This window comes from uncultured Enterovirga sp. (genome assembly GCF_964242715.1).
GTDB lineage: Bacteria > Pseudomonadota > Alphaproteobacteria > Rhizobiales > Beijerinckiaceae > Enterovirga.
Genome location: NZ_CAXTAZ010000003.1, coordinates 51,310 through 64,483 on the forward strand (window position 1 = coordinate 51,310; position 13,174 = coordinate 64,483).

General features: G+C 67.6%; 13 protein-coding genes. 5 read left to right on the forward strand and 8 right to left on the reverse strand.

Going from position 1 to position 13,174, the window contains the following annotated elements; all coding sequences use genetic code 11:
- Positions 1–6: 6 nt before the first annotated feature.
- A complete protein-coding gene (locus ACFE87_RS02635) occupies positions 7–843 on the reverse strand; it encodes an inositol monophosphatase family protein (protein WP_375458056.1) in 837 nt (278 codons plus the stop codon).
- A 93-nt stretch (positions 844–936) separates the two neighbouring features.
- Positions 937–1,362 carry an OsmC family protein gene (locus tag ACFE87_RS02640; protein WP_375458057.1) on the reverse strand — a complete coding sequence of 142 codons (426 nt, stop codon included), beginning with the start codon at positions 1,360–1,362 and terminating at the stop codon, positions 937–939.
- A gap of 173 nt (positions 1,363–1,535) precedes the next feature.
- On the opposite strand from ACFE87_RS02640, the gene ACFE87_RS02645 reads away from it, so the two are divergent.
- Complete coding sequence (locus ACFE87_RS02645) at positions 1,536–2,888, forward strand: TAXI family TRAP transporter solute-binding subunit (RefSeq protein WP_375458058.1); 1,353 nt, start codon at positions 1,536–1,538, stop codon at positions 2,886–2,888.
- Here the strand turns inward: ACFE87_RS02645 and ACFE87_RS02650 are convergent.
- The 6 genes from ACFE87_RS02650 to ACFE87_RS02675 form a co-directional block, all read right to left on the reverse strand.
- Positions 2,875–3,600 carry a phosphatase PAP2 family protein gene (locus ACFE87_RS02650; protein WP_375458059.1) on the reverse strand — a complete coding sequence of 242 codons (726 nt, stop codon included), beginning with the start codon at positions 3,598–3,600 and terminating at the stop codon, positions 2,875–2,877. The genes ACFE87_RS02645 and ACFE87_RS02650 overlap by 14 nt on opposite strands.
- 82 nt (positions 3,601–3,682) lie before the next feature.
- Positions 3,683–4,768, reverse strand: coding sequence for a TRAP transporter substrate-binding protein (locus tag ACFE87_RS02655; RefSeq protein WP_375458060.1), 1,086 nt, complete (start codon positions 4,766–4,768; stop codon positions 3,683–3,685).
- A gap of 132 nt (positions 4,769–4,900) precedes the next feature.
- A complete protein-coding gene (locus tag ACFE87_RS02660) occupies positions 4,901–5,995 on the reverse strand; it encodes an alpha/beta hydrolase (RefSeq protein WP_375458061.1) in 1,095 nt (364 codons plus the stop codon).
- 95 nt (positions 5,996–6,090) lie between these two features.
- Positions 6,091–6,555 (reverse strand): PTS IIA-like nitrogen regulatory protein PtsN, encoded by a 465-nt coding sequence (gene ptsN / locus ACFE87_RS02665; protein ID WP_375458062.1) that lies wholly within the window; start codon positions 6,553–6,555, stop codon positions 6,091–6,093.
- Positions 6,556–6,631: 76 nt separating this feature from the next.
- The gene (hpf, locus tag ACFE87_RS02670; protein WP_375458063.1) at positions 6,632–7,219 is read right to left on the reverse strand and encodes a ribosome hibernation-promoting factor, HPF/YfiA family; all 588 of its coding nucleotides are present in this window, start codon (positions 7,217–7,219) and stop codon (positions 6,632–6,634) included.
- Positions 7,220–7,290: 71 nt separating this feature from the next.
- Entirely contained in the window at positions 7,291–8,103 is an 813-nt protein-coding gene (locus ACFE87_RS02675; protein ID WP_375458064.1) for a TrmH family RNA methyltransferase, read from the reverse strand.
- A 162-nt stretch (positions 8,104–8,265) separates the two neighbouring features.
- On the opposite strand from ACFE87_RS02675, the gene ACFE87_RS02680 reads away from it, so the two are divergent.
- The 4 genes from ACFE87_RS02680 to glgX all read left to right on the forward strand — a co-directional run bounded on the left by ACFE87_RS02680 (position 8,266) and on the right by glgX (position 13,171).
- A complete protein-coding gene (locus tag ACFE87_RS02680; RefSeq protein WP_375458065.1) occupies positions 8,266–8,550 on the forward strand; it encodes a DUF2934 domain-containing protein in 285 nt (94 codons plus the stop codon).
- Positions 8,551–8,590: 40 nt separating this feature from the next.
- Entirely contained in the window at positions 8,591–9,364 is a 774-nt protein-coding gene (otsB, locus tag ACFE87_RS02685; RefSeq protein WP_375458066.1) for a trehalose-phosphatase, read from the forward strand.
- Between the two features lie 201 nt (positions 9,365–9,565).
- Complete coding sequence (gene otsA / locus ACFE87_RS02690; RefSeq protein WP_375458175.1) at positions 9,566–11,032, forward strand: alpha,alpha-trehalose-phosphate synthase (UDP-forming); 1,467 nt, start codon at positions 9,566–9,568, stop codon at positions 11,030–11,032.
- Between the two features lie 51 nt (positions 11,033–11,083).
- Positions 11,084–13,171, forward strand: a complete 2,088-nt coding sequence (gene glgX, locus ACFE87_RS02695) for a glycogen debranching protein GlgX (RefSeq protein WP_375458067.1) — start codon at positions 11,084–11,086, stop codon at positions 13,169–13,171.
- Positions 13,172–13,174 lie beyond the last annotated feature (3 nt).

Below are 13,174 nucleotides of genomic sequence, written 5' to 3' on the forward strand. Positions count from 1 at the left end.
CGCGGATCAAGCGCGACCCGCCGGCGCAGCCTCGCCGGCCGCGGCCGGCACCCGTCGGGACGATTTCAGCAGCGCGAGAAACTGGCCGTGCAGGATCTCGTTGCCGCAGCAGACCGAGAGGGTCTGCATCGGGTCGCTGCCGCCATCGCAATCCGACACGTAGCCGCCGGCCTCGCGCAGGATCGCGATCCCGGCCGCGATGTCCCAGGTCTGGATGTCGCGTTCCCAATAGATGTCGGCCCGGCCAGCCGCGACATAAGCCATGTCGAGCGCCGCCGCCCCCATCCGGCGGAGCCCGGCGCAGGTCGACATCACCGTGGTGAGTTCGGCGAGGAAGCGGGGATGGGCCGGACGGCCGATATGCGGGAGACCGCAATATGCTATCGCGTCGGCCATCTCCCGCCGCCCAGCCACCCGCAGGCGCCGGTTGTTGACGAAGGCGCCCTTGCCGCGCTCCGCCATGAACATCTCGTCCTTGATCGGATCGTAGATCACGCCGGCCACGATCTGGTTCTCGCGCTCGAGCCCGACCGAGATGCAGAAATGCGGGATGCCGTGCAGGAAGTTCGTCGTGCCGTCGAGCGGATCGATATGCCAGCGGTGGGTGGCGTCGCTGCCGGCGACCACGCCTCCCTCCTCCAGCACGAAGCCGTAGCCCGGGCGCGCCTTTTCGAGCGAGGCCCGCAGGATCTCCTCGGAGCGGTGGTCGGCGGCCGAGACGAAGTTGCCCGGACCCTTGCGGGACACCTGCAGATTCTCGACCTCGCCGAAGTCGCGCTTCAGCGAACGTGCGGCCTTCATGACCGCGTCGGTCATGACGCTGATCAACGGCGAACGGATCATCGGAAACCTGTTGGGCCGCAGCCCTGGGAAGAAGCGGCGCGGGAGATGGGTGAACCACCGGGTGGTCCGCCGGTCAACCGCGCCGCGCGCGGGTCAGCGAAGCGTCGCCTCCAGCGTGATCTCGGCGTTCAGAAGCTTCGAGATCGGGCAGCCTTCCTTGGCGGCCTTGGCCAGCTCGTCGAACTTCGCCTTGTCGATCCCGGGAATCTCGGCCGAGAGCTTCAGGGCGGATTTCGTGACCTTGAAGCCGGCGCCATCCTTGTCGAGGGTCACGGCCGCATCCGTCTCGAGCGACGTCGGCGTGAGCCCGGCCGCCTGCAGCTGGAAGGCGAGCGCCATCGAGAAGCAGCCCGCATGGGCAGCGGCGATCAACTCTTCGGGATTTGTGCCCTTCTCGTCTTCGAATCGCGTCTTGAAGGAATAGGCCGTGTTGTCGAGGACGCCCGATTGCGTCGATATCCGACCCTCGCCCTCCTTGCCGGTCCCCCTCCAGATCGCCTTCGCCGTCTTGATCGTCATCTCGAACTCCTCGTCTCGTTCCGGAAACCGGACATATAGGCGGGTCGGACCTGGCCCGCATAGTTCGGCCCGATTTGTCGCCGTAGAAGCGCGAGGCGCGAGGCCGATCGCGTCGTCGCACGAGGCAACGATCTCTGCCGCCCGCCGTTCGGGAAAGGTAGGGACGGGACCGGATGCGCATTGAAGGAGGCCTGACCATCGACAAGCTCCTTGTTTTCCTGGCGGCTGCGCTGATCGCGGCAGGGGTGGGCTACGCCTATCTCACGGCGCCGACGACGCTCACCGTGGTGGTCGGCCCGGCCGACTCGCCGGAAACCCGGCTTTTCCAGACCTTCGCCCAGCAGCTGAAATCGCAGCGGGTGGCGTTGCGGCTGCGGATCGCGCCGAGTGCCGGGCTAGCCGAGTCGGCGAAGGTGCTGGACGACGGAAAGGCCGACCTGGCCGTCGTGCGGCCCGACATCCGCGTCCCGGAAAACGGGCTGACCCTCGCCATCATGCGGGAGGCTGCGGCGATCATCGTGGCCCCGGAGGGCACGATCTCCGACCTGAGCGCCCTGTCGGGCAAGGCCATCGGCGTGGTCCTCGGGCATGAGGGGGATCCAGGCCTCATCACGACCATCCTGAAACATGTCGAGGTCGAGGACGTGAAGGTCCTGCCCCTCGCCGAGGAAGCCATCCTGCCGGCCCTGAAGGCGGGTCGGATCCAGGCGGCCGCGATCGTGACCGCGCCCACCGGCATGATGGCCTCGACCTTCGTCCGGGCGCTCGCGTCCGGCTATGACGGCAAGGTCGACGTGCTCGGGGTCGAGGGCCTGGACGCCCTGGTCCATAGCCGTCCGGAACTCGCCTCCGCGACCATCCCGGCGGGGGTTTGGGGCAGCCGCCCGAAACGGCCCGAGGAGGACGTGAAGACCGTCGGCGTCAGCTATCGGCTGATGGCCCACAAGGACCTCGACCGCTCCGTCGTCGCGCTTCTGACGGAGTCGCTGTTCCAGACACGGTCGCGCCTTGCCATGGTGGCCCGGTCGGCCAATTCCATGCGGGCGCCCGAGATGGATACGGCGAGTTCCGCCACGTCCGCCACGCTGCCGAACCACCCGGGCTCGGTGGATTACTTCCAGCGCGAAACCCAGAGCGTCATGGATCGCTATGGCGACTGGATCTATCTCGGGGCGTTCTTCGGCTCGGGCCTCCTCTCGGCCGTGGCGGCCTTCTACCAACGCTTCCGGCGGCGAGGACGCGAGAAGATCGACGACGTGCTCGATCGCTTGATCGCCATCCTGTCCGAGGCTCGCGGCGCGGAGAACATCGCCATGCTGGACGAGCTCAGCGCGGAGATCGACGGATTGCTGTCCCGGGCGGTCGAGCATGCGCGCGACCACTCCTCGGGGCCGCGGGCCAGTACGGCCCTCGTGCTCGCCCTCGACGGGGCAAGGGCCAGCATCGCTGAGCGGCGGCGCGACCTGATCGGCCAAACCGACCCAGCGCGGCGCGAGGGTGGTCCCCGGCTGGTTACGGCGTCGTGACGGCCGCGCCGGCCGCAGACCCGATGGCCGGCGGCTCGACCTTGCCCTTCCGCTGAAGCAGAAGCGCGACATACTGGCAGAACCCCGCCCAGGCGGCGCCACCGCACCAGCCCGCGAGAACGTCCGACGGCCAGTGCACGCCGAGATAGACCCGCGAAGCCCCGATCAGGATCGTCAAGGCCACGGCCACGCCGAGGAAGAACAGCTTCACGGCCCGTTCGGCATGAACGCGGGCGAGCAGCGCGCCTAGGGTGAGATAGGTCGCGGCCGACAGCATGGCATGGCCGCTCGGGAAGCTTGCCGTATAGACCCGGGCCCCGTGCGGGACGAGGTCGGGACGCGGACGGTCGAAACCGAGTTTCAGGAGGGCGCTCAGGATCATTCCGCCCCCGATCGCGACGAGGACGAGCATGGCGGCATGTCGCCGGCCGGTCATGACAAGATAGGCCAGAGCCGAGACCGTGATCAGGGTGAGGATGACATGGCCGCCGAGGCCGGTGATGTCGCGCGCGCTCTCCTCCATCCATGACGGGCCGATCGGATTCGAGAGGTCGCCCGGCATTCGCAGCGCGAGCAGGATGGCCCGGTCGAAACCGAATGTCTCGCCGTCCAGGACCTCACCCGCGAGCGTGACGAAGCCCCAGCCGAACAGCCCGATGAGGCCGAGGCTGAGGAGAGGCACGGTCTCGTTCAGCCGGAGCCGCGCCCTCACCCCGTTGGCAAAGCGAAGCGTCTGCGGGCCTCCCCATCGCGAGAACCAACTCACCGGCGGTGGCGATGCTGCGCTCACGGGCTTAGCTGCGCTGCGAGTAGATGAAGAAGTCGAACGGGAATTCACCGACCCGGAACCATTGCAGTTCCTTTTCCCGGAAGGCGCTCCAATGGTCGTAGATCTTCTTGAACTTCGGATTCTGAGCGGCGATCTCGCCGTAGAGCTTGAAGGCCTCCCGGTAAGAGGCATCCATGACGTCGCGCGGGAAGGCCTTCAGCTGAGCGCCTTGCGCGACGACGCGCCGGAGGGCGTCGGGATTCTCGGCGTCGTATTTCGCCAGGCACCAGAGATTCGCCTCGGCGCAGGCCGCCTCGAGCACGTTGCGATAGCTCTCCGGCAGGGCCGCCAGCCTGTCCTTGTTGCAATAAAGCGAGGTGCCGGCCGTGCCTTCCCAGAAGCCCGGATAATAATAGTTCTTGGCCACCTTCACGAAGCCGAATTTCTCGTCGTCGTAGGGGCTTGCCCATTCGATCGCGTCGATCGTCCCGCGCTCGAGCGCAGGATACACGTCACCCCCGGCCAGGACCTGCGGAACGACCCCGAGCCGCGCCAGGATCTGGCCTCCCATCCCGGCGATCCGGAACTTGAGACCCTTGAGATCCTCGAGCGAGTTGATCTCCTTCTTGAACCAGCCGCCCATCTGCGCCCCGGTATTGCCGGCCGGAAAGTTGACGATGTTCAGGTCGGCCAGGAACTCGCGCACCAACGCGAGCCCGCCGCCATGGATCATCCAGGCGTTGTGATGGCGCGTGTTGAGGCCCATCGGGACGGAGGCCTCGAACATGAAGGTCGGGTCCTTGCCGACATAGAAGCTGGACAGGGTGTAGCCGCATTCGACGGTGGCGTTGCCGACCGCGTCGAGAACCTGCAGCCCCCCGACGATCTCGCCCGCCGCGAAGACCTGGATCTGGAACTTGTTGTCGGTCGCGGCAGCGACGCGTTTCGCGATCTGGACGCCGGCGCCGTAGAGCGTGTCGAGATTCTTCGGGTAGGACGAGGCCATCCGCCAGCGGATCTCGGGCTGGGTCTGCGCGATCGCCGGCGCCTGGAGGGAAGCGGCGAGCCCGGCGCCGAGGCCGGCTCCCTTCAGGATGGATCGTCGGTCCATTGTGTTCTGCCTTATGCGGTTTCCTCTCCCGCGTTCTACGTCGCCCGCCTCCCGCCCGTAAATGATGTCGACCACGAAGCGGCCCGGCCTGCCGAGCAGACCGGGCCGGATCGCACAGTGCCGAGATGCCGGCTATGAGCCCGAGCCGAAGCCCTTCTTGATCTGCATGACCGCGAAATCCTGCGCCTCACGCGCCTTCGCGACCACGGCATCCATTCCGAAAAACTCGTGGGTCACGCCCGAATAGAGCTTGTGAGTCGTGTCCACGCCCGCCGCCTTCAGCGTCTCGACCAGCATGTCGCCATCCGATCGAAGCGGGTCGATCTCGGCGTTGATCACGGTGACCGGCGGAAGACCTTTCAGGTTGGCCGCGACCAAATTCAGCCGGGGATCCTGCTTGTCCGCATCGTTGCGGAGGACATGGCTGAAGAACCAGCCCAGCATCGGCGTGTTCAGGGGTTTCGCGCTCGCATCCTCCTTCTTCGAAGGAGTGTCCAGGCTGGAAGACGCGACAGGGTAGACCGAGACGACGGCGACCGGCTTCTGCAGGTTCTGGTCTCGCGCCGCGACCGCGGTGTTGACGGCAAGGTTTCCTCCGGCGCTCTCGCCCACGATGGCGATCTTCGTCGGGTCGTAGCCCCAGCCCTTGGCGTTCTTCAGGATATACTTGTAGGCCTCGACCGCTTCGTCATGCGCAGCCGGGAACTTGTTCTCGGGCGCGAGCGGATAGTCGACCGAGATCACCGCGGCGCCCGTTTTGCGGGCGAGCGCCGAGGCCGACGCGTCGTAGGTGTCGAGATCGGCGATCACCCAGCCGCCGCCGCGGAAATACACGATGATCGGAAGGTTCGAATCCTTGTTCGAATTCTCGGGCACGTAATAGCGCAGCTTCAGGTTGCCCATGTCAGCGAAACGGCTGTTCGAGAGTGTCAGGCCCGCATGGGGCTTCGCGTCGATCTTCTCGTCCTTGATGACCTTCATGATCGCGTCCGCCGCACTCGGCTGGCGACGCGCCTCGCCCGGGGCGAGGCTCTCGATCGGCTTCGGGCCGAGCGCGGCCAGGGCGGCCAGCACCTTCGCCATGTCGGGATCGGCTTTGGCGTTCGGATCGGTCGCCGGCATGGCAGCGGACGGCGTTGTCGGGGATTGCGCCAGTGCCGGCCAGGGTTGCGCAGTGGCGAGCGCCGTACTGGCGGCGAGCGCCAGCGTGAGGTGACGGATGGACATGGGTTCCTCTCGATTTGGATCGAGCCCAAGCCTCTCCGTCATGGGGCGGTTCCGCCCCCTCACGACCCTGTGTACGTGCCCCAAACGAGCGAGGTTCACGCTGCGCGGGGCGTATGTTCCTGGGTCAGCACGGCATAGAGGGCACCGGCATCGCGGGCGGCCCGGATCCGGCCGTGGATGCCGGGCTCGCGCAGCATGCGGGCGATCCGGGCAAGCGCTTTGAGGTGATCGGCGCCGGCCCCTTCCGGAGCGAGGAGCAGGAACAGCATGTCGACGGGTTCGCCGTCGATCGCCTCGAAATCGATCGGCCGTTCGAGCCTCGCGAAGAGCCCGAACAGGCGGTCGAGCTTCGGCAGCTTGCCGTGCGGGATGGCGATCCCTTCGCCGATACCGGTCGAGCCCAGGCGTTCGCGTTGCAGCAGCGTGTCGAAGATCTCGCGCTCATCACGGCCGACGAGGCGGGAGGCCTGTGCGGCGATGTCGTGCAAAGCCTGCTTCTTCGAACTCGCGCGGAGAGCCGGCGCGATCGCGTCGGGCGACAGGAAATCGAGTTGTGGCATCGCTCGAACGCTCGATCCAGCTTCCGGCATCGCCCGGTGACGCCCTCGGCCTTGCAGGCCTCGGGCCAGGAAGGTCTCAGTGATCCGTCGACGGGGGGTCGACCCACCCGATGGACCCGTCGCCGCGGCGATATACGACGTTCACCCGTCCATTGCCAGCATGCCGGAAGACGACCACCGGGGCGCCCGTGAGGTCGAGTTCGATCACCGCCTCGCTCACCGAGAGCCGGTTCATCGGGCGGGTCGTCTCCGCGATCACGACCGGATGGTATTCCTCGGTGTCGGTGTCCACCTCGGTCTCGGCCGGAGACTCAAGGATAGCGTAGGCGGTCTCGATCGCCTCGGGGCTCTTGCCGGCCGCGCCGTCGCCGAGCCTGTCCTTGATCCGGCGCTTGTGCCGCCGCATGCGCTTCTCGATCCGGACCGCGGACTGGTCGAAGCTCGCATACGCATCGTTGGCGAGGCCCGCCGATTCCAGGGTCATGCCGGAGCCGAGATTGACCACGCATTCCGTGCGGAAGCCGGACCCGTCCCGCGACACGACGACGTGGCCGGAGCCGCGTCCATCCGCGTATTTCGCGAGGGCAGCCGTCACGCGCTCTTCGACCTGGGAGCGGAGGCTGTCGCCGATATCGAGGTTCTTGCCGGATACCCTGATCGTCATGCGGGGGATGCCTCCTCAGATGCCACGGATGGCGGCGCGGCCGACTAACGTGGGTCCGGGGCGCGCGGCCGTCAATCGGGCGCACCCGGGCGTGCCGAGCCAGACCAGGCGGCGTGCAGCGCGATCCCCGAGGCGGTCGCGACATTGAGCGAATCGAAGCCGGGCGCCATGCCGATCCGGATCGTGCGCCGGGCCGAGAGAATCGCGCGGGACAGCCCCGTGCCTTCCGAGCCGACCACGATCGCGACACGCTTCGGCCACGCGACCGCGTCCAGCGCCTCGCGTCCCTCCGGGCTGAGAGCCAGGATGTGGAACCCGGCCTCCGTCAGGCGACCAAGGATCGCCTCCGGGCTGCCGCGCCGGGCAAACGGCACGATCAGGGTGGCCCCGACCGAAACCCGGATCGCCTTGCGATAGAGCGGGTCGCAGCTCTCCCCGTCGAGCAGCACCGCATCCGCCCCGAAGGCTGCCGCGTTCCGGAATGCTCCCCCGACATTGTCGTGGTTGGCGATGCCGCAGAGAACGAGCAGGCGTGCCGGACCGGGCGGGAGGATCGCGTCCACCTCGGCCGGGTCACCCCGGCCGGCGACCGCCAGGATGCCGCGATGGATCGGGAAGCCGACGATCCGGTCCATCACGGCCCGGCTCGCGGCATAGGTCGGGAGCGAGGCTCCGAACTCCGCCCCGAAAGCCTGTCCGGCCGCCGTGTCGGCCAGGAGCAGGGACTGCGCCCGGAACCTCGACCGGCCGGAGAGCAGGATCCTCACCACGACGTCGCCCTCTGCGATGAAACACCCGTCCGCGCGCGCGAGGTCGCGCTCCCGCACGGACCGGTAGGGCGCGATCCTGGGATCCTCCGGGTCCTCGATCCGAATGACACTCATGACCCGCCTCGGCAGCGCCGCAATGCGCGCGCCTCGACCGTGATCCTTCGCCCGCGACGAGGCAATTGCTGCCCGAAGCGCTAGCATGCGGGCACGAATCACGTCGCGAAGCAGGCCGAATGGAGGCGTCCATGCGAGCGGCGATCGCGAGAGGAGCTGGTCATGTCGACGGAACGGAACAGGATCGTGCGCGAGCGCGCCTATGCGCTCTGGGTGGAGAACGGGCGGCAGGAGGGACGAGGCGAAGAGCATTGGCTGCAGGTCGAGCGCGAGATCGAAGCCGAAACGGCTCCGGCGGAGGCGAAATCCCTGCGCAAGCCGGCCAAGGCCGCGGCCGCCCCGGCCAAGCCGGCACCGAGCGAGAAAGCTGCCCGGGCCACCGCATCGGACCCGAAGGCCGGCAAGCCGAAGGCGCGATCGGGGAATCCCGGCATCCCTGCCCGGTGAAGACGAAGAGGCACAACGACGACGCTCGGAGGCGGGTCGCATGACGGCGGAGCCCGGATACTCGGACGCGGCCGGCTGGGCGCTGTTCCTCGATTTCGACGGCACGCTGGTCGACATCGCCGAACGGCCGGAGGCCGTGGTCGTGCAACCGGGGCTTCGGAATACGCTCACGGACCTGCAACAGAGGCTCGGCGGCGCTCTCGCCATCGTCACCGGGCGGACGATCACCGATGTTGACGGCCTGCTGCCGGATCTCGGGCTGGACATCTGCGGCCTGCATGGACTCGAGTTGCGCGTCGGGAGTCACATGTCGAGGCCGGCCGGACTGGCGGAACTCGGACCCGAGATCGCGGCCCTGCGCACTCGCCTCGCCGGCTATCCGGGCGTGGTGGTCGAGGACAAGCGCGTCGGTGTCGCCGTGCATTGGAGGATGGCCCCCGAAGCGGCCGGCGAGGCCGCCGCGGCCGCCGCGGAACTCGCTCTCCGGCTCGGTCCCGGTTACCGGCTCCAGGACGGCAAGGCTGTTCGCGAGATCGTGCCGGCGCATGCCGGGAAAGGAGGTGGCGTGCGGGCCCTGATGGCGTATCCGCCCTACCTGGGCCGCAAGCCCGCCTTCGTCGGCGACGACAGGACCGATGAGGACGGCTTCGCGGCCGTGAATGCGCTCGGTGGGCTGTCGGTCAAGATCGGACAAGGTGCCACCGCCGCCGCTCACCGGATCGCAAGCCCCGCGGCCTTTCGGGACTGGCTCGCAGCCTGGATGGATCGGCCTCCTGCCACGAGCCTCGATCGTGCTGCACGCGAAAACGTGTGAGCAGGACCCAGCAACAGGGATGCGGACAGGAACAATCACTGCTACGGTGCGGTTATTGTCGAGGTTGAGTGGGGCGATTTCGACATGTCCGGTGGGGTCGGTAATCCTCTGAAGCGCTCAGGCCTTGGTTCGTCACCTTTGTTGCGACGGGGTGATTCCGTCGCGGCAACCGATGGTCTTATCAGCGCGCGACGAGGACAGATTTCGGATCGATCGGAGGAGACGAGCCGCGGTCCCGCTGACGGCCCTCCCGCCCGTCTTGTCATCGTCTCGAACCGGGTTCCGGCACCCAATCCGCGCGGCGCGATCGGCGCCGGCGGCCTTGCGGTTGCGCTCGAAGCTGCCCTCAAGGCGCATGGCGGCGTGTGGTTCGGCTGGTCGGGAGAGTCCCGGCCCGCGATCGATGCCGAAGCGCTGCGCCAGCAGAAGGTCGGCCCGATCACCTTCGCGACGACGGACCTGACGAAGCGGGACGTCGAGGATTACTATCTCGGCTATTCCAACCAGGCGCTCTGGCCCGTCTGTCACTACCGCCTGGACCTTGCCCGTTTCGACGACCGCGAGACGCAGGCCTATTTTCGTGTGAACGAGTTCTTCGCCCGCAAGCTCGCGAACTTGGTCGAGCCGGACGATGTCGTCTGGGTGCACGATTATCACATGATGCCGCTCGGGGCGGCGTTGCGCTCGCGCGGCATCGGCAACCGGATCGGCTTCTTCCTTCACATCCCGTGGCCGCCGCACGAGGTGGCGAGCGCGCTGCCGGGCTATTCGCGGCTGCTGCGCAGCATGTCGGCCTATGACCTGATCGGTTTCCAGACCGAGCGCGACGCGGAGCATTTCGGGCGCTGCCTCGTCGAGGAGGGGTTCGCGGTCAATGTCGGCGACGGATGGTTCGAAAGCGGCGAGCGCCGGTTCCGGATCGCGGCCTTTCCGATCGGCATCGACACGGACGCGATCCGGATTGCCGCCGCGAAATCGGTCGGCCAGGCCGCGACCCGCCGGATGCTGGCGAGCCTTCACGACAAGCGGCTCGTGATCGGCGTCGACCGGCTGGATTATTCCAAGGGTCTGCGGGAGCGGATCCGCTCCTTCGTCACGTATTTGGCCGAGCATCCCGATGCCCGGGGCCATGTGACCTATCTGCAGGTCACGCCGAAATCCCGCTCCGAGGTGCCGGAATACCGGCGCATCGAGCAGGAGGTGGCGACCCAGGTCGGCGAGGCGAACGGCGCCTGCGGCGATTTCGACTGGACCCCGATCCGGTATCTCAACCAGAACATCCCGCATGCCACGCTGACCGGCCTCTACAGGATGGCCGATGTCGGGCTCGTCACGCCATTGCGGGACGGGATGAACCTCGTGGCGAAGGAATACGTGGCCTCGCAGGACGAGACCGATCCGGGCGTGCTGGTCCTGTCCCGCTATGCGGGCGCAGCCTGCGAACTCGACGCGGCATTGCTCGTGAACCCCTACGACGCTGTCGGGACGGCTGCCGCCATCGCCCGCGCCCTCGACATGTCGCTCGGCGAGCGCCGGGAGCGCTGGCGGAGCATGATGGACGTCCTGGAGCGCCACACCGTCAACGATTGGTGGCGCGGCTTCGTCGACACCTTGCAGGCACTGCCCGGCGATTCCGATAGCGGCGAGCAGGTCGGCGCCACGGGTTGAGCTGGTCTCACCGCGCGGGCCGAGACTGCTCCATTCGCAGATGAGTGAACGGTGACGGCCAAGCTTTCGCCTGGCCCTCTTGGCGCGACCTGGGACGGCGGCGGGGTCGACTTCGCGATCTTCTCGGACAACGCGACCGGAGTCGAACTCTGCCTGTTCGAACCCGGCGGAGGCCGGGAGACCGACCGGATCACGCTGCCCGGCCGAACGAATTCGGTCTGGCACGGCCATGTCGCCGGTCTCGGTCCTGGCCAGCTCTACGGCTACCGCGTGCACGGGCCCTATTCGCCCGAACTCGGCCACCGCTTCAACCCGAACAAGCTTCTCGTCGACCCCTATGCCCGCGCGCTCTTCGGGCGGCGCATCCACCACGACGCAACCTACGGTTTCGAGCGGGGCTCCGCCCGGGGCAACCTGAGCTTCGACGCACGCGACAGTGCGCCCTTCATGCCGAAATGCGTCGTGGTCGACCCAAGCCCGGCCTGGACCGACGATCGCCGCCCGCGCCGACCCTGGAGCGAGACGGTGATTTACGAGGCCCATGTCCGCGGCCTGACGCAGCTTCACCCCGACATCCCCGCCCCTCTTCGCGGCACCTACGCCGCGCTCGGCCATCCGGCGGTGATCGCCCACTTGCTGCGCCTCGGCGTCACGGCGATCGAACTCCTTCCGATCCACGCCATCGCGGACGAACCCGCGCTCCTCGAGCGCGGCCTCGTCAACCATTGGGGCTATTCGACCCTGAACTTCTTCGCCCCCGAGCCGCGCTATTTCGGCCCGGCCGGACCGGCCGGGCTGAAACACGCGATCCGCGCCCTTCATGAAGCCGGGATCGAGGTGATCCTCGACGTCGTCTACAACCACACGGCCGAGATCGGCCTGGAAGGTCCGACCCTGTCCTTCCGGGGAATCGACAACGCCGTCTATTACAAGGCCCAGCCGGATGACCCGGGCCGCCTCTGGGACTGCACGGGCTGCGGCAACACGCTGGACGTCAGTCACGCGCGCGTCATGGCGCTCGTCCTAGATTCGCTCAGGCATTGGGCGGATGCGTATCAGGTGGATGGTTTCCGGTTCGATCTCGCCCCGGCGCTCGCCCGCGACCCCTACGGCTTCAACCCGAGGGCGGCGCTGTTCGCGGCCATCGCCCAGGATCCCGTCCTGTCCGGCCTCAAGCTGATCGCGGAGCCCTGGGATGTCGGCGAGGGCGGCTATCGTACCGGCGCCTTTCCGTCGGGCTGGGGAGAGTGGAACGATCAGTATCGGGACACGATCCGGACCTTCTGGCGCGGCGATGCGGGCCAGCTCCCGAAGCTGACCCAGGGCCTGACCGGCTCGAAGGAAATCTTCCAGGCGAGCGGACGAGGACCCGCGGCCTCGATCAACTATGTCGTCTCGCATGACGGTTTCACGCTGCGCGACCTCGTCAGCTACGAGCGCAAGCACAACGAGGCGAATGGCGAAGACAATCGCGACGGCACGGACGACAACCTCTCGTTCAATCACGGGGTCGAGGGCGATACCGACGACCCGGCCATCCGGGCGGCGCGGGCGCGCCAGATCCGGGCCATGCTGGCGAGCGTGATCGTCGCGCAGGGCGTCCCGATGCTGATCGCCGGCGACGAGCTCTCGCGCAGCCAGGGCGGCAACAACAACCCCTATTGCCAGGACAACCGCACGAGCTGGCTCGATTGGGAATCCGGCCTCGCTCAGGATCCCGATCTGCCGGACTTCGTCGCCCATCTGATCGCGGTGAGGCGCGACCACGAGGGGCTCCGCCGCCGAGCCTTCCTGACCGGGGGAAACACGGCCGGCACGGGCCTGCGCGACGTCTATTGGCTCTGCCCGACCGGCCGGGAGATGACCTGGGAGGATTGGGCGGACGGCTCGCGCCGGGTGGTCGGGATGCAGATCGGCAACGATGCCCAGGATGGGCGCCGCATCCTCCTCCTCGCGAACGGTTCCGCCGAGGAGGTCGCCTTCAAACTAGCGCCCAGCGTCCCCGGTCAGCGCTGGCGCCCGATCTTCGACAGCGACACCCCCCGGGGGCATCCGAACGATGTCGAACAACGGCTCCTTCCCGGGGGAACATTCACCATCTCGCCTCGTTCGCTCGTTTTGCTCCACCATGAAGGTTAGCGC

Excerpts from the sequence above, each read along its gene's own strand:
- hpf (WP_375458063.1), bottom strand. The coding sequence starts at position 7,219 with ATGACGATCAGGGTATCCGGCAAGAACCTCGATATCGGCGACAGCCTC.
- ACFE87_RS02645 (WP_375458058.1), top strand. The coding sequence starts at position 1,536 with ATGCGCATTGAAGGAGGCCTGACCATCGACAAGCTCCTTGTTTTCCTG.
- ACFE87_RS02675 (WP_375458064.1), bottom strand. The coding sequence starts at position 8,103 with ATGAGTGTCATTCGGATCGAGGACCCGGAGGATCCCAGGATCGCGCCC.
- ACFE87_RS02655 (WP_375458060.1), bottom strand. The coding sequence starts at position 4,768 with ATGGACCGACGATCCATCCTGAAGGGAGCCGGCCTCGGCGCCGGGCTC.
- ACFE87_RS02640 (WP_375458057.1), bottom strand. The coding sequence starts at position 1,362 with ATGACGATCAAGACGGCGAAGGCGATCTGGAGGGGGACCGGCAAGGAG.
- ACFE87_RS02635 (WP_375458056.1), bottom strand. The coding sequence starts at position 843 with ATGATCCGTTCGCCGTTGATCAGCGTCATGACCGACGCGGTCATGAAG.
- ACFE87_RS02680 (WP_375458065.1), top strand. The coding sequence starts at position 8,266 with ATGTCGACGGAACGGAACAGGATCGTGCGCGAGCGCGCCTATGCGCTC.
- ptsN (WP_375458062.1), bottom strand. The coding sequence starts at position 6,555 with ATGCCACAACTCGATTTCCTGTCGCCCGACGCGATCGCGCCGGCTCTC.
- ACFE87_RS02660 (WP_375458061.1), bottom strand. The coding sequence starts at position 5,995 with ATGTCCATCCGTCACCTCACGCTGGCGCTCGCCGCCAGTACGGCGCTC.
- otsB (WP_375458066.1), top strand. The coding sequence starts at position 8,591 with ATGACGGCGGAGCCCGGATACTCGGACGCGGCCGGCTGGGCGCTGTTC.